19 protein-coding genes are annotated in these 24,358 nt (G+C 65.4%); 4 read left to right on the forward strand and 15 right to left on the reverse strand.

All coding sequences use genetic code 11. The features are described 5' to 3' along the window. Positions 1–6 precede the first annotated feature (6 nt). The 6 genes from dmpG to HRC28_RS01220 form a co-directional block, all read right to left on the reverse strand. The gene (dmpG, locus tag HRC28_RS01195) at positions 7–1,017 is read right to left on the reverse strand and encodes a 4-hydroxy-2-oxovalerate aldolase (RefSeq protein ID WP_182378275.1); all 1,011 of its coding nucleotides are present in this window, start codon (positions 1,015–1,017) and stop codon (positions 7–9) included. Continuing rightward, positions 1,017–1,991 carry an acetaldehyde dehydrogenase (acetylating) gene (locus HRC28_RS01200; RefSeq protein ID WP_346010508.1) on the reverse strand — a complete coding sequence of 325 codons (975 nt, stop codon included), beginning with the start codon at positions 1,989–1,991 and terminating at the stop codon, positions 1,017–1,019. Before HRC28_RS01200 ends, dmpG begins: the two co-directional genes overlap by 1 nt. Beyond that, a complete protein-coding gene (locus HRC28_RS01205; RefSeq protein WP_182378277.1) occupies positions 1,988–2,809 on the reverse strand; it encodes a fumarylacetoacetate hydrolase family protein in 822 nt (273 codons plus the stop codon). Before HRC28_RS01205 ends, HRC28_RS01200 begins: the two co-directional genes overlap by 4 nt. Positions 2,810–3,178: 369 nt before the next feature. Next, positions 3,179–4,702, reverse strand: a complete 1,524-nt coding sequence (locus tag HRC28_RS01210) for a sigma-70 family RNA polymerase sigma factor (RefSeq protein ID WP_182378278.1) — start codon at positions 4,700–4,702, stop codon at positions 3,179–3,181. Next, positions 4,695–5,153, reverse strand: a complete 459-nt coding sequence (locus HRC28_RS01215; protein WP_182378279.1) for a hypothetical protein — start codon at positions 5,151–5,153, stop codon at positions 4,695–4,697. Before HRC28_RS01215 ends, HRC28_RS01210 begins: the two co-directional genes overlap by 8 nt. Before the next feature lie 137 nt (positions 5,154–5,290). Next, positions 5,291–12,031 carry a DUF11 domain-containing protein gene (locus tag HRC28_RS01220; protein WP_182378280.1) on the reverse strand — a complete coding sequence of 2,247 codons (6,741 nt, stop codon included), beginning with the start codon at positions 12,029–12,031 and terminating at the stop codon, positions 5,291–5,293. 278 nt (positions 12,032–12,309) lie between these two features. Between HRC28_RS01220 and HRC28_RS01225 the strand changes: the two genes are divergently transcribed. Next, positions 12,310–12,624, forward strand: coding sequence for a hypothetical protein (locus HRC28_RS01225; RefSeq protein WP_182378281.1), 315 nt, complete (start codon positions 12,310–12,312; stop codon positions 12,622–12,624). A 173-nt stretch (positions 12,625–12,797) separates the two neighbouring features. Further along, complete coding sequence (locus HRC28_RS01230; protein WP_182378282.1) at positions 12,798–13,088, forward strand: hypothetical protein; 291 nt, start codon at positions 12,798–12,800, stop codon at positions 13,086–13,088. Positions 13,089–13,091: 3 nt separating this feature from the next. Here HRC28_RS01230 and HRC28_RS25245 read toward each other — a convergent pair whose 3' ends face one another. Genes HRC28_RS25245 through HRC28_RS01245 form a run of 3 tightly spaced genes read right to left on the reverse strand, consistent with a single transcriptional unit; the run spans position 13,092 to position 16,850 of the window. Continuing rightward, positions 13,092–15,386, reverse strand: a complete 2,295-nt coding sequence (locus HRC28_RS25245; RefSeq protein ID WP_182378283.1) for a LuxR C-terminal-related transcriptional regulator — start codon at positions 15,384–15,386, stop codon at positions 13,092–13,094. 37 nt (positions 15,387–15,423) lie between these two features. Next, complete coding sequence (locus HRC28_RS01240) at positions 15,424–15,597, reverse strand: hypothetical protein (RefSeq protein ID WP_182378284.1); 174 nt, start codon at positions 15,595–15,597, stop codon at positions 15,424–15,426. After that, positions 15,594–16,850 carry an Ig-like domain-containing protein gene (locus HRC28_RS01245; RefSeq protein ID WP_182378285.1) on the reverse strand — a complete coding sequence of 419 codons (1,257 nt, stop codon included), beginning with the start codon at positions 16,848–16,850 and terminating at the stop codon, positions 15,594–15,596. The genes HRC28_RS01240 and HRC28_RS01245 overlap by 4 nt, the downstream gene beginning before the upstream one ends. Positions 16,851–17,011: 161 nt before the next feature. Here HRC28_RS01245 and HRC28_RS01250 point away from each other — a divergent pair, with 161 nt between their 5' ends. Further along, entirely contained in the window at positions 17,012–17,647 is a 636-nt protein-coding gene (locus tag HRC28_RS01250; protein WP_182378286.1) for a sigma-70 family RNA polymerase sigma factor, read from the forward strand. Between the two features lie 152 nt (positions 17,648–17,799). On the opposite strand, the gene HRC28_RS01255 is transcribed toward HRC28_RS01250, so the two are convergent. The 3 genes from HRC28_RS01255 to HRC28_RS01265 form a co-directional block, all read right to left on the reverse strand. Further along, on the reverse strand, positions 17,800–17,937 hold the full coding sequence (locus tag HRC28_RS01255; protein ID WP_182378287.1) for a hypothetical protein: 138 nt from the start codon (positions 17,935–17,937) through the stop codon (positions 17,800–17,802). Then, positions 17,934–18,521, reverse strand: coding sequence for a helix-turn-helix transcriptional regulator (locus HRC28_RS01260; RefSeq protein ID WP_182378288.1), 588 nt, complete (start codon positions 18,519–18,521; stop codon positions 17,934–17,936). Before HRC28_RS01260 ends, HRC28_RS01255 begins: the two co-directional genes overlap by 4 nt. A 598-nt stretch (positions 18,522–19,119) precedes the next feature. Further along, positions 19,120–19,797 carry an MMPL family transporter gene (locus HRC28_RS01265; protein ID WP_182378289.1) on the reverse strand — a complete coding sequence of 226 codons (678 nt, stop codon included), beginning with the start codon at positions 19,795–19,797 and terminating at the stop codon, positions 19,120–19,122. An 18-nt stretch (positions 19,798–19,815) separates the two neighbouring features. On the opposite strand from HRC28_RS01265, the gene HRC28_RS01270 reads away from it, so the two are divergent. Beyond that, positions 19,816–20,085, forward strand: a complete 270-nt coding sequence (locus HRC28_RS01270; RefSeq protein WP_182378290.1) for a hypothetical protein — start codon at positions 19,816–19,818, stop codon at positions 20,083–20,085. Between the two features lie 642 nt (positions 20,086–20,727). Here HRC28_RS01270 and HRC28_RS01275 read toward each other — a convergent pair. The 3 genes from HRC28_RS01275 to HRC28_RS01285 all read right to left on the reverse strand — a co-directional run bounded on the left by HRC28_RS01275 (position 20,728) and on the right by HRC28_RS01285 (position 24,328). Then, the gene (locus HRC28_RS01275) at positions 20,728–21,969 is read right to left on the reverse strand and encodes a hypothetical protein (protein ID WP_182378291.1); all 1,242 of its coding nucleotides are present in this window, start codon (positions 21,967–21,969) and stop codon (positions 20,728–20,730) included. Next, a complete protein-coding gene (locus HRC28_RS01280) occupies positions 21,966–22,718 on the reverse strand; it encodes an ATP-binding cassette domain-containing protein (protein ID WP_182378292.1) in 753 nt (250 codons plus the stop codon). The genes HRC28_RS01275 and HRC28_RS01280 overlap by 4 nt, the downstream gene beginning before the upstream one ends. Before the next feature lie 971 nt (positions 22,719–23,689). Beyond that, positions 23,690–24,328, reverse strand: a complete 639-nt coding sequence (locus tag HRC28_RS01285; protein ID WP_182378293.1) for a hypothetical protein — start codon at positions 24,326–24,328, stop codon at positions 23,690–23,692. Between the last annotated feature and the right edge of the window lie 30 nt (positions 24,329–24,358).

Raw genomic sequence — 24,358 nt, forward strand, 5'->3', positions numbered from 1 at the left:
GCAGCGTCAATTGCGAGCAGCGAGGCTCAGCGCGATGTCGGTGATCATGTCTTCCTGGCCGCCGACGAGTCCGCGGCGGCCGCACTCCATCAGGATGCCGCGTACGTCGACGCCGTACTGCTCCGCCGCCCGCTCGGCGTGACGCAGGAAGCTCGAGTAGACGCCGGCGTACCCGAGAGTGAGCGTCTCGCGGTCCACTCGGACCGGGCGGTCCTGGAGCGGACGCACGATGTCATCAGCAGCGTCCTGCAACGCGAACAGGTCGCAACGGTGCTCGAACCCGGACAGGTCGGCCACCGCAACGAACGCCTCGAGCGGGCAGTTGCCGGCACCGGCACCGTGGCCGGCGAGCGATGCGTCAACCCGGAAGACACCGTTCTGCACGGCCACGACCGAGTTGGCCACCGACAGCGAGAGGTTCTCGTGGGCGTGGATGCCGATCTCGGTCGCCGGGTCGAGCACGTCACGGTAGGCGCGCACCCGGGCTGCGACGTCGTCCATGGTGAGCCGGCCACCGGAGTCGGTGACGTAGACACAGTGCGCGCCGTAGGACTCCATCAGCATCGCCTGTTTCGCGAGGTCCGCGGGTGGCGCCATGTGCGACAGCATCAGGAACCCGGACACGTCCATGCCGAGTTCGCGGGCCGCCTCGATGTGCTGGGCTGACACGTCGGCCTCGGTGCAGTGCGTGGCGACCCTGACGGACCGCACACCGAGGTCGTGGGCGCGCTTCAACTCGTGCACGGTGCCGACGCCGGGAAGCAACAGTGTCGTGAGCCGGGCCTTCTTGAGCACCGATGCGGCGGCTTCGATCCACTCCCAGTCGGTGTTGCTGCCGGGGCCGTAGTTCAGCGAACCGCCGGCGAGGCCGTCGCCGTGCGCGACCTCGATCGCGTCCACCCCGGCCTCATCGAGGGCGATGGCGATCCGCTGCACGTCCTCGGGTGTGATCCGGTGCCGGACCGCATGCATGCCGTCGCGCAGGGTGACGTCCTGGACGAAGATCGGGGTCCTCATCACAGGGCCGCCTTCTCGTTGATGCGGGCTGTGTTGATGAGATCTGCGGCGATGCGTTCGGCGACCTGCATGCCAGCGGAGGTCATGATGTCGAGATTGCCGGCGTACGACGGCAGGAAGTGCCCCGCGCCCTCGACCTGGAGGAACACCGAGACCTGGTGCGTGGGCCGCTCAGCGCCAGGCGCCACGAGCGTCTGGACCGGCTGGTCGGGCGGGATCTCGACGATCTGCACCTGCTGCACGAGGCGGTAGCCCGGGACGTAGGCCGCGACGTCAGCGACCATTTTCTCAACGCTCGCACGGATCTGCTCGTGCTGCACCGGGTCTGGTGCATGCACCAGCGCGAGGACGGTGTCGCGCATCATCAGGGGCGGTTCGGCCGGGTTCAAGATGATGATCGCCTTGCCCCGATCAGCCCCGCCGACCTGCGTGATCGCGGCCGAGGTGGTCTCGGTGAACTCGTCGATGTTCGCGCGAGTGCCCGGTCCGGCGGACTTCGAGGCGATCGACGCGACGATCTCGGCATAGGCAACGGGCACGACCCGAGAGATCGCAGCAACGACAGGAATCGTGGCCTGCCCACCGCAGGTCACCATGTTCACGTTCGGCGCATCGAGGTGCTCGGCGATGTTCACGGCCGGGATGACGTAGGGACCGATGGCCGCCGGCGTCAGGTCGATCAGCCGTTTCCCGAGGGGCTGCAACAACGCTGCGTTGGCGACGTGGGCCTTGGCCGACGTCGCGTCGAACACGATCCCGATGTCGGCGAACTCCGGCATCGCGATCAGGCCGTGCACGCCCTCGTGGGTCGTAGAAACACCCAGGTCACGGGCACGAGCCAGCCCTTCGGAGGCCGGGTCGATACCGACCATGACACCCATCTCGAGGTGCTTCGCCGTGCTCTGGATCTTGATCATCAGATCCGTGCCGATGTTGCCCGAACCGATGATCGCCACCTTCACCCTGCTCATCAGGACTCCTCAGCGGTGGCCGCGCCGAACGAGATGGAGAGCGTGCCGAGGCCGCTCACGCGCACGTCAACCAGGGCGCCGGGCCGCGCAGGGCGCATCGGGCCCAACGCACCGGACAGGATCACCTGACCAGCGCGGAGCGGGTCGCCGAAGGCCAGTGCCTGGCGTGCCAGCCACTGCAACGCGAGCAGCGGATCGCCCAGACAGTCCGCCCCTGTGCCCGTCGAGTCCTCCTCGCCGGTGACCTTCATCCGCATCACGGTGTCGCGGGGCGTGAACTCCGCCAGCGTCCGGCGCTCGCTGCCGAGCACGTAGCCGCCGGCCGAGGCGTTGTCGGCGACGGTGTCGGCGAGCCGGATGTCCCACCCGGCGATCCGGCTGTCGCAGATCTCGATGGCGACCACCGCGTGGTCGACGGCTGCGGTGATCTGTTCAAGGCCCAGGGGGCCGTCCGCGAGGTCCGCGCCCAGCACGAAGGCGATCTCCGCCTCGACCTTGGGCTGCAGGAGCCCGGCCAGCGGCACGGGTACGGCGGCGTCGTACGCCATGTCCGCGAAGAGGACACCCAAGTCGGGCTGGTCAACACCCAACTGTGCCTGGACAGCCGGGGAGGTGAGACCTATCTTGCGCCCCACGACGTGGGCACCGGCTGCGATGCGAGCACGGTTGACCCGCTCCTGCACGGCATAGGCGGCGGCAACATCGGTGGCGCCAATGAGGTCACGAACCGGCGGGCACGGCACGCCTGCGGTCGCAGCGGTCACCAGTCGGTCAGCGGCGGCCTGCACCGAAGCGTCGAGCACGAGGAGGGAATCGGTCATGACTCCACTCTCGGCAGCGCACGTCCACTCCCCAAGGCGTCGTTCCGGCCAACGGCACGACCGGAATGAGTGGTGAAGGCTGAAGCGTCTCGTATGCGACGACACCAGCCACCGGAATCCACCTGCGGGGGCGCAACGTGGTCATCTGTTCGTGGCGGATCGAGGGCGCGGCCTGTTGGGGAACGCACGCGCCCTCGATCCCTTTGAGGATCCGACCGCGCACATGGGGACGACGATCGGGCTCAAGGCCAGCGGGCTTTCGGAGAGGAAAGCCGGCCAACCTCCGCGGCCAGGCTCCCTCCCGCCGCGCTCACAGAGAAGACAGCGGAGCACCGGCTCTCCTTACGCGCGTCGCACAGAGCTTTTCCGCTACGGCGTTTGCCAGTTGTTGTTGTTGGGGTCGGGGTCGATGTTGTTGTTGGCGCTGACCTCCGCGGACACGACGAGTTCGCCCGGGATGACCACATCGAGGGCGAAGTCCGCGGTGCCCGGGCTCAGGGTGCAGGTCACCTCGCTGGGTTGCCCCGCGGCGCCCTCATCGGTGAGTTCGCAGATGCCTGGACGGAACTCTCCCCTGCGGTGTGCGGCGAAGGATTCGAGGCCGAGCACCCGGAACGTGATCAGCGTGCCGGAGGCGGACGACTCCGGCCCGAGGGTCAACTGAAGATGCTCGTGGTCCGGGTACGACGTCACGGAGCCGCCGGTGATGGCCAGGTCGGCGCGGGTCGGGGGAACGGGCTGGGACGCCACGGTCGTCTCGGGGTCAACCGGTCGGCGGGTGCTGGGGTCCGGTGAAACAGGGACCAGGACGGTCGACGGAGCAGCGGGCGGTGTCACAGAGGCCGACGGGACAGGGGTGGCGGCCGGACTCCGTGGCGTCGCCGACGGCTCGGGCGTCGCTGCCGCTGTTTCCGTGCTCAGCGAGGTGGCGGGCGCGCTGACAACAGGCCCGTCCTTGCCGGGATCGTCCGTGAGGAGCACCACCGAGGCCCCAGCGGCACCGAGCATGAGGACGAGAGCGACGCCTGCGGCGGCGAGCACCCCGTGATGCGACTTGTCCAGCGCCAACAGCGGCGTCGGGTGACTGAGCAGGGTGCCAGGGGCCCCGCCCTGGTCGACGTACCCAGCAGCCAGCACCGGACCGACGATCGCCGGCAGCAAGGCCGCCCCGGGGCGCCCGTTCACCGACACGACTTCCAGGACCACCGCGGAGCATTCGTTGCACTCGTCGAGGTGTGACGCGACTCGCTCCTGCTCTCGGCGCGACAGCTTTCCGAGGACGTGGCCCGGGACCAGGCGCCGTACGGCCTGACACTCAGCGACATCGGTCGCAGCCACGTGCGCGTCGATGTAGGCGCGGCGCAGGCCGTCACGCGCACGAAAACTCAGGGCCGCCACGGCGTTGGGCTTCAGGCCCATGATCCGGCCGACGACCTGATGGTCCTCACCCTCAACCGCGGTGTGCCACAGGACCGTCTGCCACCTCGGCGGCAGAGACCTGAAGGCGTCGACCAGCATCTCCGAGGTCATCCGGTCGTCCACCTGACCCGAGGCCGCAGTGTCCGCGCCATGATCGGGCAGCTCGTCCACCCACATGATCCTGCGGTCTCGCTGGAAGCGGTTGACCGCGAGGTTGCGGATCGTCTGGAACAGGTAGGCGCGGAAGGCCGACCGGACTCCGGCGCCCTTTCGTGCGGCGAGGTAGACGCGCGTAAAGGCCTCGGAGACGAGGTCGTCGGCGTTCGACGGATCGACACCCCGCGCCATCCTCGTCGCGGCCTGATGGTGTCGACCGAACAGCTCGGCCCACGCACTGACGTCGCCCGAGCGCACGAGGTCGAGCAACGCCTCGTCACTGAGCGACACCACTGCTGGTTCGAGCGTTTCAGTCATCGAGCTCTGACCTCACCACCCGGACAGTGCACTCCACGGCATCACCGGTCCTGCCCCGTAGGCCGGTCATCGTGAACTTCTTGTTGCTGCCGGCCGCGACCTCGAAGGTACGACGCCGGGTGACAACGACCTCGCTGGTGTCAGAAACCACTACGGACACTCGAACAAGGTAACGCGCAGCTCGGTCACTGTCATTGGCGATCGCACCGCCTGCAGCCCACCTGCGCTTTGCCTTGGGTGCGCACTGGAAGTCCCTGAGATCGGCGCGCGCACCCACTGGGTCGATCAGGTCGCCGTTGTCCCCGCTCGGGACTCGCGACTCCGACGAACTTGCTGTGGCCGCTGGCTGGTCCTGCGACGCCCCGCCGTCACCGCCGCACGCGGCCATCGGGACAACGCTCAGCGCGAGCACAATTCCGAGAACTGTCTTTCTACCCACGATCTTCCTCACATTTCCTTGGCACCACGTGGCGCCGGGACGGCTGTCCGCCCTGTCTTCCAGAGGATTTCGATGCCGCGCCCGAGCTGGCTCGGAACGCACCCGTCCGGCCCGGTCGCTCGGGAGCAACCGGACCGGACAGCATCGACTCAGGCCAGTTCGTGACGCCTCCGCCCACGTCCCACCAGGACGAGGCCGGCCAGAACAGACATGACGGCACCCACGGTCAGGACCAGGGACGGACCGCCGGTGTTGGGCAGCACGCCGTCACCGGGCGGCGTCTCGCCAGAGGAGACATCCCCCGGGACCTCGGTCGGCGTCCTGACCGAGTCCGGCGGGCTGACCACCGGGGTCCCGCCCGGCGGCGTGTAGGTCGCCGTGGCGGTGTTGCGCACCGATCCGGCCAGAGCGTCGGCGGCCGTGATGATGTAAGCCTCATCCGCGACACACAGCACCTTCTCCGACGGAGCCAGAGACGTCACCGGGCAGCTGACAGTGATCCCGGCAGCGACCAGCATCGGATCGTCGACATTCAGATCGGTGAGCGTCACGTTCCCGGTGTTCACCAGCTCGAAGGCGTACTCGATGGTGTCACCGGCATCCGTCAGCCCGTCGCCGTCCACGTCCGTGACCGTCGCCGCCCGCTTGTCGAGCGTCAGGGCCGGCTCGTCGTCCAGTTCGGTGATCGTCTCGTCCGGCTTGCTCGTCGTCGGCGGGCCAGTCGGCGGCGTACCCTTCGCGGTCGCGACGTTCTCCACCGTTCCCGCGTCCACGTCGGTTTGGGTGATCACGTACGGCGCATCGGCCCCACACGTCACCGTGGCGCCCGGCGCGAGCGTCGTGGGGTCACACGTGACCGTGATGTCCAGGTCGCTGAGCAGCAGGTCGTCGACGGCCACATCAGTGAGCGTGACGTTTCCGGTGTTCTCGAGGTCGAAGACGAAGTTGATCTCGTCCCCGAGGTCATTCAGACCGTTCCCGTTGACATCCACCACCGACGCGACCCGCTTGTTGAGCGAGAGCGACGGCTCCTGGGTGGCCGGGACCTGGACGTCGTCCTCATCAGTGACGACCGGACCAGACGGCGGCGTACCCGTTGTCGTGGCGGTGTTGTCCACCGCCCCCGCATCCACATCAGCCTGCGTCACCACATACGTCGCGGTGCATTCCATCGACGCACCCGGTGCCAACACCGACGGTGCAGCCGGGGCACAGTCAATCGCCGACACCGAACCAGAACCAGTGAACGCGGTCTCCTCGATCACGACATCAGAAAGCGTCACGTTGCCGGTGTTCGTGGCAACGAACGTGTACGTCATCGTCTCCCCAACAACCAGATCGGTCTTGTCCGAGGACTTCACCAACTCGATCGAAGGCTCCGACGTTCCAGGAACCTGGACCTCGTCCTCATCAGTGACGACCGGACCAGACGGCGGAGTACCCGTTGTGGTCGCGGTGTTGTCCACCGACCCGGCATCGACATCAGCCTGCGTCACCACGTAGGTCGCGGTGCACTCCATCGACGCACCCGGCGCAAGAACACTCGGCGCAACCGGGTCGCAGACCAAGTCAGAAACCGTGCCCGAACCAGTGAACGCGGTCTCTTCGATGAGGACATCAGACAGAGTGACGTTGCCGGTGTTGGTCGCGACGAAGGTGTACGTCATCGTCTCCCCGACCACCAGATCGGTCTTGTCCGAGGACTTCACCAGCTCAATCGCCGGCTCCGACGTTCCAGGAACCTGGACCTCGTCCTCATCCGTCACCTTCGGACCAGACGGCGGAGTACCCGTGGTCGTGGCGGTGTTGTCCACCGACCCGGCATCGACATCGGCCTGCGTCACGACGTAGGTCGCCGTGCACTCCATCGACTCACCCGGTGCCAACACCGACGGTGCAGCCGGGTCACAGTCGATCGCTGACACCGAACCAGAACCAGTGAACGCGGTCTCCTCGACCACCACATCAGACAACGTCACGTTGCCGGTGTTCGTGGCGATGAACGTGTACGTCATCGTCTCGCCACTGACCAGATCAGTCTTGTCCGAGGACTTCACCAACTCGATCGAAGGCTCCGACGTTCCAGGAACCTGGACCTCGTCCTCATCAGTGACGACCGGACCAGACGGCGGCGTACCCGTGGTCGTGGCGGTGTTGTCCACCGACCCGGCATCGACATCGGCCTGCGTCACGACGTAGGTCGCCGTGCACTCCATCGACTCACCCGGTGCCAACACCGACGGTGCAGCCGGGTCACAGTCAATCGCTGACACCGAACCAGAACCAGTGAACGCAGTCTCCTCGACCACCACATCAGACAACGTCACGTTGCCGGTGTTCGTCGCAACGAACGTGTACGTCATCGTCTCCCCAACAACCAGATCGGTCTTGTCCGAGGACTTCACCAACTCAATCGCCGGCTCCGACGTTCCAGGAACCTGGACCTCAGCCTCATCAGTGACCTTCGGACCAGACGGCGGCGTACCCGTTGTCGTGGCGGTGTTGTCCACCGTCCCCGCATCCACATCAGCCTGCGTCACCACATACGTCGCCGTGCACTCCATCGACTCACCCGGCGCCAACACCGACGGTGCAGCCGGGTCACAGACCAGATCAGAAACAGTGCCCGAACCAGTGAACGCGGACTCCTCGACCACCACATCAGACAGCGTGACGTTGCCGGTGTTCGTCGCAACGAACGTGTACGTCATCGTCTCGCCGACCACGAGGTCGGACTTGTCAGCGGTCTTCACCAACTCGATACCCGGGGTGCCGTCCAGCGGCGTGACCGTGGGGCTCTCGGGGGTCTCGACCACCGGACCCGACGGCGGGGTACCGGTCGCGGTCGCAACGTTCTCGACCGTCCCGGCATCCAGATCAGCCTGCGTGATCACGTACGGGCCATCGGCCACACAAGTCACCGACGCACCAGGTGCCAACGTCGTCGGGTCACACGTGACAGTGATGTCCAGACCCGCGAGCAGCGGGTCATCCACGGCCGCATCGGTCAACGTGACGTCACCGGTGTTCTCGAGGTCGAAGACGAAGTTGATCTCGTCGCCCACATCGTTCAGACCGTTCCCGTTCACATCATCAATCGACCCGACCCACTTGTTCAGCGAGAGCGCCGGCTCCTGGGTGCCAGGAACCTGGACGTCGTCCTCATCAGTGACGACCGGACCAGACGGCGGCGTACCTGTGGTCGTCGCGGTGTTGTCCACCGTCCCCGCATCCACATCAGCCTGCGTCACCACATAGCTCGCGATGCACTCCATCGACTCACCAGGAGCCAACACCGACGGCGCAACCGGGTCACAGCTGATCGCCGACACATCCCCCGAACCAGTGAACGCGGACTCCTCGACCACCACATCAGACAACGTCACCGTCCCGGTGTTCGTCGCGACGAAGGTGTACGTCATCGTCTCCCCGACCACGAGGTCGGACTTGTCAGCGGTCTTCACCAACTCGATCGCCGGGGCGCCGTCCAGCGGTGTGACCGTGGGACTCTCCGGTGTCTCCACCTCGGGACCAGTCGGCGGCGTACCCGTCGCGGTCGCGACGTTCTCCACCGTCCCGGCGTCCACGTCGGCCTGGGTGATCACGTACGGCGCATCTGCCTCGCACGTGACGGTCGCTCCGGGCGCCAGGGTCGTGGGGTCACACGTGACCGTGATGCCCAGGCCCGCCAGGAACGGGTCGTCCACGCTCACGTCGGTCAACGTGACATTGCCGGTGTTCTCGAGGTCGAAGACGAAGTTGATCTCGTCCCCCAGGTCATTCAGACCATTGCCATTCACGTCCTCGACCGACCCGACCCGCTTCAACAAGGCCAAACCCGGGCCAGACGTTCCAGGGACCTGGACATCGTCCTCATCAGTGACCTTCGGACCACTCGGCGGCGTACCCGTCGTACTGGCGGTGTTGTCCACCGACCCGGCATCAACATCAGCCTGCGTCACCACGTAGGTCGCGGTGCACTCCATCGACGCACCCGGAGTAAGAACAGACGGCGCAGCCGGGTCACAAGCCAGATCAGAAACCGTGCCCGAACCAGTGAACGCCGACTCAGCAATCACGACATCCGACAGCGTCACGTTGCCGGTGTTCGTCGCAACGAAGGTGTAGGTCATCGTCTCGCCAACGACCAGATCGGTCTTGTCCGAGGACTTCACCAGCTCAATCGCCGGCTCCGACGTTCCAGGAACCTGGACCTCGTCCTCATCCGTCACCTTCGGACCAGACGGCGGAGTACCCGTGGTCGTGGCGGTGTTGTCCACCGTCCCGGCATCGACATCGGCCTGCGTCACGACGTAGGTCGCGGTGCACTCCATCGACTCACCCGGTGCCAACACCGACGGTGCAGCCGGGTCACAGTCGATCGCTGACACCGAACCAGAACCAGTGAACGCGGTCTCCTCGACCACCACATCAGACAACGTCACGTTGCCGGTGTTCGTGGCGATGAACGTGTACGTCATCGTCTCGCCACTGACCAGATCAGTCTTGTCCGAGGACTTCACCAACTCGATCGAAGGCTCCGACGTTCCAGGAACCTGGACCTCGTCCTCATCAGTGACCTTCGGACCAGACGGCGGAGTACCCGTCGTGGTCGCGGTGTTGTCCACCGTCCCGGCATCAACATCAGCCTGCGTCACCACATACGTCGCGGTGCAGGCCATGGAGTCCCCCGGTGCCAACACAGACGGTGCGGCCGGGGTACAGGCCAGGTCAGAAACCGTGCCCGAACCGGTGAACGCAGTCTCCTCGATCACCACGTCAGTGAGCGTGACTGTCCCGGTGTTGGTCGCGACGAACGTGTACGTCATCGTGTCACCGACAATCAGGGCATCGCGATCGGCCGTCTTCACCAGGTCGATGCCGGCAGCGCCCTCGGTAGGTGTAACGGTGGGGCTCTCGGGGGTCTCGACGACCGGACCAGACGGCGGGGTACCGCTCGCAGTCGCAGCGTTCTCGACCGTCCCGGCATCCACATCAGCCTGGGTGATCACGTACGGCCCATCGGCCGCACACGTCACCGACGCACCAGGCGCCAGCGTCGTCGGGTCACACGTCACCGTGATGCCCAGGTCGGCGAGCAGCGGGTCATCGATCGCGATCCCGGACATGGTGACGTTGCCGGTGTTGGAGACATCGAAGACGAAGTTGATCTCGTCCCCCAGGTCCGTCAAGCCGTTCCCGTTCACGTCATCGACCGACGCCACCCGCTTGAGGAGCGTGATCGCCGGCTGCGGGTTCGCGGTGTTGGTCAGGGTGCAGGTGATGTCGGCACCGGCCACTGGCTTGATGCTCAGCGAACCAGAGAAGGTGGCGCCGCTCGGCAGCCCTGTCTGCCGCCCGTTGGCGTCGACACAGGTGATCGTCTTGTTGTAGGCGCCGAGATCGGTCCCTGGGGTCGCGGTCTCGGTGAGGAAGTACGTCGTGTTGACGTCCGCGACGTAGGTGCCCGTCGTACCGGTGCCGGCGGCGACCGTCGCTCCGGTGCCCTGCGTCGTGGACGCAGCGGTGTTGTTCACGACCGGGCCACCAGCGGAACCGCTGCGGATCTGGACCGTGAACTGGTCAGCGTCCCTGATCCGGGCGCCGCCGAGTGACTTGACCAGCTTGATCCGCGGGGCGCGCACCTCCAAAGGAGTGTTCTCAGGCGGCAACAGGTTGGTCGTGACGTTCGCAGGACCGTTGACGTAGGTGCCTTCAACGTCAGAGGTGACATTCACCGTGACCGTGCAGGAGACCTGATTCAGCGCCAGATCACCACCGGTGACCGCGATCGAGGTCGCCCCTGCGTTCGCCGTCCGGACCAGCGGGGCACCGGTCGTCGAGGTGCAGGTGCCACCCACGTTCGGGGTCGCCGCGACCTTGAGACCCGCCGGCAGGTTGTCGGTGAAGGACCAGTCGGCCTTCGCCATCAGTTCGGATGTGTTGGTGACGGTGAACGTGAGAGTGGAGACGCCTCCGGGTGCAATCAGCGGCGGGCTGAAGGACTTGTCGAGGCTGGGCGTGACATCGACGATCTGTGGCAAGTCGAACGAGACGTCGTTGCCGTTGCCGTTGGCCTGGGCGTTGTAGATCTGGAGCCCGAGGGTCGGGGTACCCGTGGTGGGGACCTGAATGGCGGCGGACTGGAGCTTCACGACACGGGTGAGGTCGGGGTAGATCACCACACCCGGAGCGGTGCACGGGTCCAGCCCACTGCTCAGCACCGTCGGGGTGCCGTTGACGACCAACGAGAAGGTCATGCGCGCGTGGTTGGAGAAACAGTTGATCTCGGCGAAGTACGCCGAAACGGCGTAATAGTGCCCAGCGGTGGCCTGGATGGCCGATTCGGTCTTCAACTCGTACCCGGCAGCGATGGTTCCGCTGGGCGCGTTGGTGTACTCGGTGAGGACCTGGTTGGTGGCCGCCTGGGCCGCAGTCTGACCCTGGGCAAGGCCGAGGGTGGTCGCCATCGACCGGAGCTGGTTCCAGCCGGCCGGCTGGTTGTTGGCACAACCCGCGTCCTGGGCCGCGGTCGGTTGCGGCGTGAGCGAGTTCATCACCCACCCGTTGCACTGCCCTCCCGCCGGCGTGTACGGCACGTCGGCGTCGTAGGTCATGCCGTTCGCGCCGGTGTAGTTGAGGATGTTGATGCCGCTCGCCGAGGCGTTCTGTGCCGAGAACGTCTCGGTGAAGATCGGCGTGCCGGGTTCCGGAACTCCCGCTGCTGCAAGCGCGAGTTCGTCACTGAGAGGCGCGACGGCCTTCGGGGCGACGCGGATCACTGCAGCCAGCAGCAACAGGATCGCGAGAGCCACCCCGACGACGACCGCATGGCGTCGCAGGCTTTTGACCACGTTGGTGCGGGCACTCCGCGCAGCGTGCTTGGACATCGAAACAACTCCCCATCTCGGAAAAAACCGGCACCGCCATGCAATGCACTCGTGGGGGAGACCGCGAAGGAGGGGCGCCGCTTACGCGAGCCCACAACAAAAGACAGTGATGCACGCCACACGCGTGGCGCATCTGGCGGGAACTCGAAATTCGTGGCCGCCAGCGCGTCATCGATCCGCAGTCCGCGGGGTCTCCTCTCCGGAGGCATCGGACCAGGATCCGGCTCGGGGGGACGGGCGCCGCCGTCAACTCAGCAGCCAACGAGAGCGAGTGAGCCATGACCGACTTCGAGAGCCTCCCCGACGGATGGATGGCGCGGATGGAGCAGATGATCATCGACGACGACGTCGCCTCCTTGAGCGGACCGTGGATCGTCCTGTGCATCGACATGCGCAACCAGTTCGTGACCCACTCGGGGCCGTTCCCCGACGGAATGAGCGCACTGTTGGCAGCCGACGCGGACCGTCGCGAACAGGAGAAGTTGGACGAACCCGGTCACTTCGCCTTCGACATCGCCCGGCTGGCGGCCCCGAACGCGATCGGGGCCGTCGCGGACTCGGCACCTCCCGGTCAGGAGCCCCTGAACCGGTAGTCACCGACGCCCGAAAGGCACTGTCGTCGCACGACCAGCGGCCTTGTGTGGCGTGAATCACCGACACCGGGCGTAAGTGAAGCGGCAGCTGGACCGTCTCCCCTACGTGGCGCCCGGCCTGGGGGACGGGCGCCACGTCCGCATCTGCGGCGTCGAGCAAAGGGAGGCAGACCGTGGCTGAAGACGGAGACGTGCCCGCGGCGTGGGTCGACCGACTTCACGACGTGGTCGTCGAAGACGATCTGGCAGCGATCGACGCCGCGTGGATCGTGATCTGCACCGACCCCGCTACGGGCTTCACCAGCTACGCAGGCCCGTACGTCGGTGTACGAGCCCTCGCGGCAACGGAGTGGGAACGGCGCATTCAGGACAGTTGGGATGCCGAGGAGCGTCTCGTCTTCCGTGTTGCGCGGCTCGCCGCTCCGCAGTCATTCGGATTCACTGCCGACCCGTGCGGATCGTAGGGATCAGGTCCCGAGCGCCTGACCTACGAACCAGACCGCGATCTGGGACCGGGAGCTGAACCCGAGCTTGCGCAAGATGCTCTGGACGTGACCCTGCGCAGTTCGCTCCGAGAGGAACAAGCGCTCCGCGATGTCACGGTTCGTGAGCCCCTCAGCAATCAGCGCCGCGACCTCCGACTCCCGCCTGCTCAGGGGCCCGGCCCGGTGGTCGGAACCGACCTTCCGAGCAGGCACGGGATCCGCGCTCAACCCGACGGCGATGACGTCGTGCGGCGCCATCGCCAGTCCGCGGGAAAAGGCGTCATCAAAGAACTCGCGGCCGGTCTGCGCCCGCACTTGGGCCTCACCCAATGAGCGGAACTCACTGATGCCCGGGGTCAACTCCACCGGCATGCTCATCATCCGCCAGAACAGGTCGGCCCCACCCAGCAACGGAACAGCCCGCTCGAAGTCGAACGAGATCGCAGCAAGCCAGGCCAGCGCCTCCAGCGCCAACGCGGTCGCCAACTGGTCACCCAACGACGACGACCTTGCGAGCGCCTCCTGCTCCAGCTCGGTCGCCTCGACCACGTTCCCCGACATCAGCGCCGCCAAGCCGAGAGCCCATCTGGCGTAGGCAGCGACGTACGTCTCCCCCAGAGGGTCGGTGACCTCTAGGCAGGACCGGCAGACGATCCCGGCTTGTTCGTAGCTCCCCGCGAACACGTGCGCGATCGCAGTGTTCAGTCTCGCCTCCAGGACACCCGGAAAGTGGTCGGCCCTCGCGTATGCCTCCGCGCTCTGCACCAACAGGCCGACCCCGGCATCGAAATCCTGCTCCCAGGTTGCGACCACCCCTGCAGCGAAGAGGTAGGTGGCCCGGGAAAGGTCATCGGCGTCATCGACGTACGTTTCCGCCTCCTGCACGCGGTCGCGTGCGTAGCCGAGGTCGAGCTGCAGCGCACCGAACCAGGCGCACAGCCGGAGCGCCTCGAGCTTGTCCTGGCGTGCTCCGTCGGTCAGCGCGATCGCACGCTCAATCCATCGACGCGCCTCACCCAGCAGGCCACCACAGATCCACAACGGTTCCAGGCCCCGACACATTCGGAGCCCGACCCCGGCCGACGCGGGGCTCTCCAGGGCATGCTCCAGAGCAGCGCGCAGGTTCGGATGCTCCATACGCAACCGGTCCATCCAGACCAGCTGGTCCGGTCCGACCCACTCGCGATCGAGCCGTTCCACCAGTTCCGCGTACCGGGACAGGTGACGATCACGCCAGTGGGCTGCGCCCTCCGATTCAGCCAGTCGCTCGGCACCGAACTGGCGAACGGGCTCGAGCAGGAGGAACCGGGAGCCCGTCTCCCCCACCCGTCCCACGATCGACATGTCCACCAGCGCCGAGAGCAGATCCAGCACCTGACCGGCATCGATCCCCGAGCCAGAACAGACCTCCTCCGCTGCGCTCATCTCGAAGCCGCCGGTGAAGACCGACAACCGACTCCACAGTTCACGTTCTGCGGCTGTGCAGAGGTCGTAGCTCCACCCGACGGACGCAGCGAGCGACCGCTGCCTCGCGGGAACATCGCGCAGGTCCGTCTCGAGCACAGCGAAGTGATCCGCGATGCGTTCGAGCAGCGCGTCGGCCGACAGGACCCGGACTCGAGCCGCCGCGAGCTCGATGGCCAACGGGATCCCGTCGAGACGGGCGACCAGCGCACCCACGGCGGCGACGTTCTCGGCGGTCAGACGAAAGGACGCCATCCCCTCGGTGGCCCGCTGCACGTACAACGCGATCGCATCGAAACGGACCGAACCCTCAAGGTCGACGGCGAAACCGACGTCCGGTACCGACAGCGGTGGGACCTGGTAGACGATCTCCCGGGTGATCCCGAGGGGTTGTCTGCTGGTGGCCAGCACCGTGAGGTCGGGGCATGCCGCCAGCAGGTCGGTGACCAACTCGGCGACCGCCGCGATCAGGTGTTCACAGTTGTCGAGAACCAGCAATCCGGGGCGGTCGGCGAGGAAGCCGGTCAGGACCGATCCGTCCCACGCACCCGCAGGGATCTGGAGGTCGAGCGCTCCGGCGACGACTTCGCCCAGGAGCTCAGGCTCAGCGGCGTTCGCGAGCTCGACCACCCAGGCTCTCGCCCGTTCGTCGTCCGTCGCCTCGGCGATCACCCGACGCGCGATCCTGGTCTTCCCAGCGCCCCCGATCCCGGTGAGCGTGACGACCCTGCCGGGCGCCAGCAGTCGCCGAACATCCGCGACCTCGACGGAACGTCCAACCATCCCGGCATGGCCACCCAACGATGCACCCACAGTCGACACCCTAGGTGCCTTCGGGTCCGGCCGAGGGTCAGATTGCCAGACCGAGGACCCGCGCGGCGACCATCGCGGCACCGCCGAACGCGATGCCACCGACCGCTATCAATGGCAGCACCAGCAACGCGCAGAGTGTGGCGCTGGCGTCCTCCACGCCATCGAAGAGGCTGACTCGCGGGGCGTCCGGCCCGCTGTGACCGGCGATCACGATCGGGTCCGGCCGACCAAGAGCGCTCCGGCGATGAGAAGGAGGGCCCCAGCGAGCACGGGCCAGAGCGTCAGGTTCGAACCCGTTTCAGGCAGGTCCCCGTCCGCTCCGGACGGGGCCACCTCGGAGTCATCCAGGGACGAGGCAGGAGTCTCGCTGGTGGTGGACGCCTCGACCGAACTCGTGGCCACGTCCGTCGGACCGGAAGCCGTGTCCGTCGGACCGGTCGACGTGTCCGTAGGTGCGGTCGACTCATCGATCGGCTCGCCCTCCCCGTCGCCGCCCGCCTCGGTCCGGTCGAGCTCCGAGGTCACGGTGGCGGGGTCCTGTCCGCTGAGAGCGACTGTCCCGTCGTTGTGGTATTCGGCGAGCCCCGGGTCGGTGACGTCGCTGTCGAGAGCGACGTTCATGTACCACCCGGCCGGGAGCTCCCAGGTCGCGGTGAGCGACGTCGGCGTACAGACGATGTGAGCCGGGTCCGGATAGGTCGCGGTGAGGTCGGCGATCACCGTCCCGTCGCTGGCGCGGCTGTCCCCCACGGTCACCACGACAGTGGTGCAGTCGATGGCCAGGCCCGTGCGGGGCGTGTCGGTGATCGTGACTGTCGTGCCGTCAATCGGCGTCTGTGGGGACAGCAGCACCGAATGCGACCGACGCTGATCGGCCGGATCGGACCACCAGATCCACTTCGTGGCCACAGCAGGCGGAGGCTCACACCCAGCCTGGCAAGGATTGGATCCGGTCAGCGGGACGGTGGAGACACCTCCACTGACCTCGAACTCAAGATCGACCGCTTCGCCCTCATTGACGGTCTTCACGTACTGCGTGCTGAACCGGCAGGTGCCGTTGACGTTGAGCGGGTGGGTCGACACGTAGTCCGTCAGGGTGAACGTGACCACCCACGGCGGGCCACCGGCGACGTCTGCCGTCGCGACCGGCGTGACCCCATCCGGCGCGAGAAGCGAAAAGGTCGTCGGACCCATCCAGCGCAGTGCGTCAGGCAATGTGAGGGTGAAGGTGTCGCCAGGCCGCGAATGGTCCGGGACCTGCCAACGACAGGTGAAGTCCACGCGGTCCCATTGAGCCACGCTCGTTGCCGTGGTGGTCACGTCGATCGTCGCAGGCACCTCGGCTGCCGTGGCGTTCTCGGAGTGGCCGCTCGTGACGACCAGTCCGATGGCCAGCACGATCACCGCGAGGACTCCGATGACGGCCCGTACGACGACGGTCGGACTCTTCAGTTCAGTTGCCACGGTGGAGGGACCAGCCGGACCGTCGCTCGCTTATGCATCGACCGCAGTGACCTGCGTCACGTGCCGTCAGCGACAAACAGGTAATTCGGCGCATGCGTGCGCAGGTCGGTCCTGGTCACGCTGGTCAGGCACCTGATCCGACTACGAAGCAGAGCACAACTGTGATCCGACCCTTTCCCACGCCGCTTGATTCTCGGGATCACTCCACCACCGACGCAGACCTTCTCGACCGGGTCCGCAACGGCGACACCCAGGCCTACGCCGACCTGTACGACAGGCACCGCCAGGCCGCCCTCCGAGTAGCGATCGCGGCCTCCGGGCCGTCGCGGGCCGAAGACCTGGTCGCGGAGGTGTTCACGCGGACCCTCCAGCTGCTCATCAGCGGATCGGGGCCCGACCGGGCGTTCCGCGCCTACCTCTTCACGGCGATCCGGAACCTGAACGTGAACGTCCACAGCAAGGAGCGCCGTTCCCTACCCGTCGGCGATCTCACGGCGCTCGACCACACCCTGCCTGACGCCCCACCATCCGCTACGCCGACGCATGATCTGGCAGCGGAGGCGTTCCGTGCGCTTCCGGCACGCTGGCGGGAGGTCCTCTGGCTGACCACGGTCGAGGGACGCTCGCTCAATGAGGTCGCAGCCCTCGTCGGCTCCAACCCGAACGCAGTTGCCCAACTTGCCTTCAGGGCTCGCGAAGCCCTCCGCCGTGCCTACTTCGCCCGGCTCGCCGGGATCCCCCACCGTGAGACCTGTCCCGCCGAGGCCATCGTCGCTTCCCGCCAGATTGCTGCCTGAGAACACACGCTTGTTGACGCCCAACTACCGATCGAGCCGAACTCGAGGTGAGCACCGTCGCTATCCGGCCCGACGCACCGCGTCGTCCTGCAACGCCGACGAGTACAGGCGCACAATCGGGCCGATGACAGATCGCTCGGTCGCAGATGCTGTCACCAGTCGATGCAGCAGACCCGCGGTCCTCCCACGACGTACAGGCCGGCTGAGATACCGCGCTGCGCCAACCGGTTGTCGAGTTCGGCAAGCAGCGCACGGAGACGATCGGCGTCGAGCTCGATCGGGGCGCTCATGCGGTGATCAGGTCGCGTTGGGCGATGTAGATGCCGCGTTCAGCCAGCCAGTCGGGCGTCGCCTCGCGGATGTCGGCTTCCTCGAGCAACAGGTTCGACATGACCCACTCGTGTGCTGCGCGAAAGTCAGTCCATGCCGGTGGCGTCCGACCGGACGCCGCGAACTCGTGCGCAACGAGGGCTGCGAGCAGGGCGTCCCACTTCTCGTCGCCCGTGCTGGCCGGTCGGGTCTCCCACGCGGCGGCGGGTTCATCGGGAGTGGCGAGCATTGCGCGGACCTGGTCACGGGCCTGGGTAGCGATCTTGAAGGCCCAGCGGTCGTCGCTCTGCGCGATCGCTTCCTTCAGGGCCCGCCGCGTGCTCTGCGGTGTCAACCATCCGCGCGCATCCGCCTCCCCCAATGCGGCGCCCTGCCGCAGCGCACGGAGGAAGAACGCGGCCGAAGGGCTGGCCGAGCCGTTGAGGTAGGACGACAGGCGCGAATGCGAGGTCCCCAGTGCTGCTGCGAAACCACGCAGACTCAGCCCGCTGCGACGCAGGGCTGCGCGCAGTTGCCTCGCGACGTCCTGCGTGTCCGTGTCCAAGCGCCACTCCCCTTCCCGGATCATGGTACCTGATCAGACACCACACGGCCGATCGCCAGGACCACAACCCAGCCCGCCGTCCTTGCCCGAAAACGACGAAAGCCCACGTCAACGGCGAGGATGACGTGGGCTTTTGCCTTGTGCGCCTGTAGGGATTCGAACCCCAAACCTTCTGATCCGTAGTGCGAATCAGAAGGTTTTCGAGGTGTCTGGCGCCGACTCGGCACACCTTCAGCCGACATCCTGATGACGCCAAAGTAGCAGGTCAGACGGCATTTCGGCGGCGTCGTCGGGTGCAGTCGGAGCAAGACCGGTGCAGTCGCTCGCCAACCCATTGAAGGGGTTTTTGAGCCGGGTTTGGGCCGCGGAGATGTACGCCTTCGCAGCGGGCGATTCGCCATTCGATAGGCGTGAATTGCTGTGCCATCAAGCCGCCACCGAGGGCAGGAGCCGATGTCGGCGCTGCCCGCGCCCCTTGTCGGACAGGCGCCGTCCGAACTCGAGAGGCGGCGAATCACGTCGTCGCGGGCCGGACCGACTGCAGCTACGTCCGGCACAGTCTGTTCGTCGTGTCGGTCGGTCAGTCAGCCGACCTCGATCAGCCGAGGGTCAACTCGGGCTCGCCGATTCGAACAGGTTCGGTAGGCATGGATGGCGAGCGCAGTCGCACGACGACAATCGCGACCAGGTAGGAGAGGACCATCGCCACCGCCAGCGTGATACCGAACTCACGCGGCAACGAGATCCGTGACGGCACCAGCGCGAGGTATCCGACGGCGGACGTGACACATGCCCACGTCACCGTCCTTGCCAGTTTCGGTGCCGCCTTCCTGCGTGACTCGGCGAGCAGTACCGTGAACTCGCATGCTGTGACAGTTGCGAGTGAACCAAGTGTGATGGTCATCGGATTGAGCGGCCGATCGAAGACGGCCAGTCCTGCCAATGTCCAGCCTGTAGCAAGAATCGCTGCGCCAACTGCCAGCGCTGCGTCTCGGCGATGGCGGAGACCGATCGTCAGAACTAGGCCTGCAACAACGACGCCGGCGATGTTTCCGATCCATCGATCGCCGGCGACTGCCTCGTAGGTGTGGCTGGCCGCGACGGGAAGTCCGACAAGTTCAGCCCGCGTTCCGCTAGGCGGTGTCGGCAGGGATGCCTCCACGTCTTCAAGCAAGTCACTCTGCGTACCCAAGTCCTGGAGTTTCAGACCGAAGGACAGCACTGCCTCCCGGCTGTCGGGCGTCAGGACTGCATTGGACAGATAGGGCGGGAGCAACCCGAGAATCTCGACTACGTGGGACGTGCTGGGCTACCCGCGACGTCGGACACGGAGCTCGCCGAACTCCGACTTACACAGGTCAACCAGACCTACATCTATGACCTGAAGATCAACGACCACGGCTCATTCCGGTTCAACTCGCTTGTCGAACTGAGCTCTGGTCGCGGCCGGACACGGATCAAAGCCGGAATGGAGTACAGCCCGGCGGACAACGCGATCAAGCTTGTGACGATGTTCAAGTGTCGGGCCGCGCGGGCCAACGACCCCACCTGGCAGTGGACCTGACTACACCTTCGAGCGCCCGCCCGATGTTGAACTCGTCGAGAGAAACCGTATCCGCCTATTCGTCCATGAGCCGGGCGCCCTTTGGCCGTCGAGCGCCAACCAGAACGTAAGCACAACTTCCGATAACCCCAACGACACCCAGACCTAGCCATAGCCGCGGATAGCTCTCGGGCAGCCAAAACCCGGCCTCGCTAGAACCTAGCGACCGCGTAAACGTCACGATTGCGACGGCGGGTATCGCACCAACTATGAGGGCCGCTCTGCCGACCCCAACCGATAGCCCGAATGTGAGTGCCACCAGAAGCCCGGTTGCAGGAACAATGTTGTCGAGGTCCGTAATCCACGTTGCCAAAGCAGCCCCTGAGCACGACACCAACAACATCAGGGCAAGCCAAAGGAGGCGTCCCCTTCTCAATCGCCGCCGTGACGGGGCGAGCTCAGGCATTGCGTTGACCGTCGCTACGCTGGCGACCATCGCGAATGCCGGAGGACCCAGCGCCCACAGTGGGATTGGCGGACCACCTGTGGCACCGGGAACTGGGTCAAGTGCAAACCAGCCAAGCCCAGCAGTCAGCACCACGACAGTCCACGCGAAGGCGAGCCCATGGTGAGCGACCAGCCACGCGTGAGCAGTACGGCTGTCTATTGGGGAACTGCCCACGGCATTGCGACTTCAGAAAGCTGACACCTTCGCAGTTGGCTGAAGGTGCGCACCACCCACGCAGTGCGATCCGTTCGGTGTGGGCGGGAGAGCCACTCCTCGGATTCCGCGCTCCAAGGGTAGGTCTCCTCACCGCCGCTCCCGACGATCCATTCGGTAAGCAGTTCCTGGGCTTGGAACGCTTCATCCGGAGGAGGCTCGGACGGATCAGTCCAAGCAGCGCAAGCGGCCGGTCGAGCTACCAAAATGGCCCCCCTCCGCAAATCCGAGAACGGCGAGTCATCGACGTTTGTCAGTAGACCGCTTGTCTCCGGCGGTTGGTAGCCCGCAAGCAGTTGTTCGTACCGCTCGGGCATGTTGACTCCGGCGCCCTGTAGCACCTCCGACGCCGTGGACAGCGCCTGCGACACATCCTCAAGAAACCGCACGTTCGACGGGGCCAGGCACGCCTGAGGAGCCCCCATGCAGGACGTCGGCTTTTCGGAGGAAGCCGCAAAGCGCTCCGCATTCTCCGTCATCAGCCCCAAGCACGCGCCAATGAAGATGGAACCTGACACGACGGCCGCACCGGCGGCCTTCGCCAAGGTCTTCCTGGAGCGTCGTCGAGGGACCAAGGCACACGCAATGAGTACCGTCGCCGCAGTCAGCGCGCACACCTGCAGGCACCAAACGCGGGCGTCATACTTCAAACCGGCGAGTGAACCCGTGACGGGACCTTGGCGCAGCAGGTCCGCAACGGGTCCCGGCCCGAAGGCGCCGACCAGGAACAGCGCAGGGGCAGCGAACACAGCTGCAAGTCGATGCGGCCACCACCAGCCGAGAGCGGCACCGGCCATGCAGCAGAAAGCCAGCACGGCCGGACCAATGAGCAGTGCCCACAACGACAGCGGTCCGCCGTGGTTTGCAAGAAACGTCATCGTCAGCGCCGTCACGCACGTAATGGCGTACACGCCCAGAGCGAGCAGCCAGGCTCGAAAGCCCGACAAGACGGGGACGAGCCATCCCCGCACGGATGGGGCGATCAACGGATCGAGTCGTCGTTGGGTGGCGGCAATATAGGCGCCGACGGACCCGGCCAGAGGGGCGGTGAGTACGGTCGAGCCGGTAACCGTGTCAACAGTCCAGTTCCATTCGCCCCTCCACTGGGCGTCGAAACTGACGAGCACGAACAGTGCGGTCCCGAGTAGCGGGGCAACAAAGATCCCCCCTGTGTAACGATTCATGCAGTCAGTGATCCTCGCAGGCGCATGAACGCCGCCTCATATGCACTGATTCCCGATTCGGCAGTCACCAGGTCGGCCCCGAGGGTACGCAACTTCTCGAGATCATCATCGAAAACGATTCGGCCAGCCTCAAGCATGACTATCCGATCTGCGATTGGGACCAGGTCCTCCATTTGGTGACTACTGACGATAGTCAACCTGGTGGGCGGAAATGCCTTGATCAGTTCCCGGACGCGAACGCGTTGCTCTGGGTCCAGGCCTGCTGTCGGTTCATCCAGCAGCAGGAGGTCGGGGCCACCTAGGAGAGCCTGGCCTAGCAGTAGTCGGCGGTGCATTCCGCCGGAAAGCTGACCGACCTTGCTGTGGGCCTTGCTTTCAAGGTCGGACGCAACGAGCGCTTCTCGCACCAGACTGCGGCGCTGCTTGCGTGGAAAGCCGCGCATCCAAGCCATGTACGAAAGAAAATCCATCACACGGAGCGAACCCGGGATCGCAAGTGTTTGAGGCATTGTGCCGATCCGCATCCGGGACTCCGTGGCCAGCCGTATTCCTTCTTCCCCGAACAGGCAATACGAGCCTGAGGTCGGCGTTAAGCCAGTGCCGAGGATATTGAGTAGGGTCGATTTCCCAGCGCCGTTGATCCCTACCAGTCCGACAACGCCCGCACTCCAGTCAAAGGACACAGAGTCGAGTGCAAGCAGGTTCCCGTAGGAATGGGTAATATCTTTCGCCGAAACGGCGGGATCCACGGAGTTTACCAACTCAGTAGCTAAAGCGCGAGTATACGGACGCACTGCACGGGTCGTTGGAAAACGCTTGAATTTCGCAGATGTTAATCACGCCTCGCACCTCCTCGGAGTCGTACCGAAAGTTTCGTGCTCGCGAGTGCTTGTACCACGATGCATCGTTCGTCTCGGTCGTTTGCTTTGATACGTCTTGACACCAAGTTTCAGTAGTGGCAACAGAACTACAGAGTCGTTTGAACTGAAAATCGGTTTCGACTCGCACGTTGTTTCCGCCCGGCTGCATGTCATATTGCCAAGTAGTACTCATCGCGCTCGTGCCATTGCTGTTGTAGAAGTTCCCGTACATCTTGCCGAACTTGGAGCCATCTTCATAGCCGTAGACCGGGCTTGTGGAAGTACTGTCATTCCACTCGGCCATAGCCGGCGTGGCTGCAGCCAGGCTAATAGCAAGGAGGGCGGCACTACCCGCGAGCGTCTGAATTCGCATCTTGCGACCTATCTTGAAGCTGTCAAGGGTTCGGGACTGACATCCTCAGGGGTGTTTACTAGATCTGTCAATAGTGACACTCCGTGCGGAACGATTTGGCATGTTCGTAGTTATATTTAGACAGGTAGAGCAGCAAGGCGAGGGGCAGTCGTCCTCGAGCATGACGTATCGCTCAGGTGTGCACGCCGTCTCAGCGGCCTACGCGAAGCAGGCACGCATCTAGAGAGAGCCAGGGGCCGTAATTCGGCGGCTGACAGCGACGTGACCGAGAACGACGTACTTGACCGTGAGCCCGGAGCAGGGGCCGCCCCACGCAGGGGCGAGGACACTCAGTTCCTCGACACGAGTGAGGAAGCGCAGCGCACCGCCTTGCCCAGTAGGGTAACTCGTCCGATGCTGGCAAGCTGACGTCGCAGCCGAGCGATGGCAAGTAGTACAGCGTCAGGCACGGTGACTGATTCGCTCGCTCACCTACATCCGACCGCGGTTAGCCTCGGCTGGCTGTGGTTGCTTCATCTGAAGGACCGGCGGAACCGTCGGTTGCACCAGCCTGCACCGGTGCAGGTTGGCTGCTGCGGCGACGCAGAGCGCGCTTTTCCTGCTTCTGTTCGGTGACGCGCGACAGGTCGTTCGCGGCGAGCATAAGGTCTTGGATCAGCGTAAGCCGAGAGAACTTCACGACGGCCAAGACAACCAAGCCTTCAGCAACCCAAGCAGCACCGTGCGTTGTGGATGAGCGATCAGGGTCCTGCGGGTCGATGGCGAGGCAGACCAATGAAACGACCGCGACCACCCAGAGCCACGTGCCGATGCTGCGAAGCGAAATGCGAATGGACCTGCCGTGTGTCCTACGGACCTTGTCGACGACTCCACCAGCTGACGAGACGTACGAACCAACCGCGGTGTTGTTGGTTCCAGCCGCCAGCGCGGTCACGGTCGACAGCGCCACATAGATGAAGCCCCTCTGATCCGGCTGGATGTCGTTGGGCCCATTGCCGAGCCAATCGAACCGAAGCGCAACAGCGTGCACAGCAACGAACGCCAGGCCGATTGCAAGGTCAGGCCACACCCGACCGAGCCACCAGTCGATCGCCTTCGCCACCGGGGTGGGGTTCTGCACGTTCATCGTTCACCCGCTTCCTATTCTATGGACGCT

It is taken from the genome of Nocardioides sp. WS12, from assembly GCF_014108865.1.
GTDB lineage: Bacteria > Actinomycetota > Actinomycetes > Propionibacteriales > Nocardioidaceae > Nocardioides.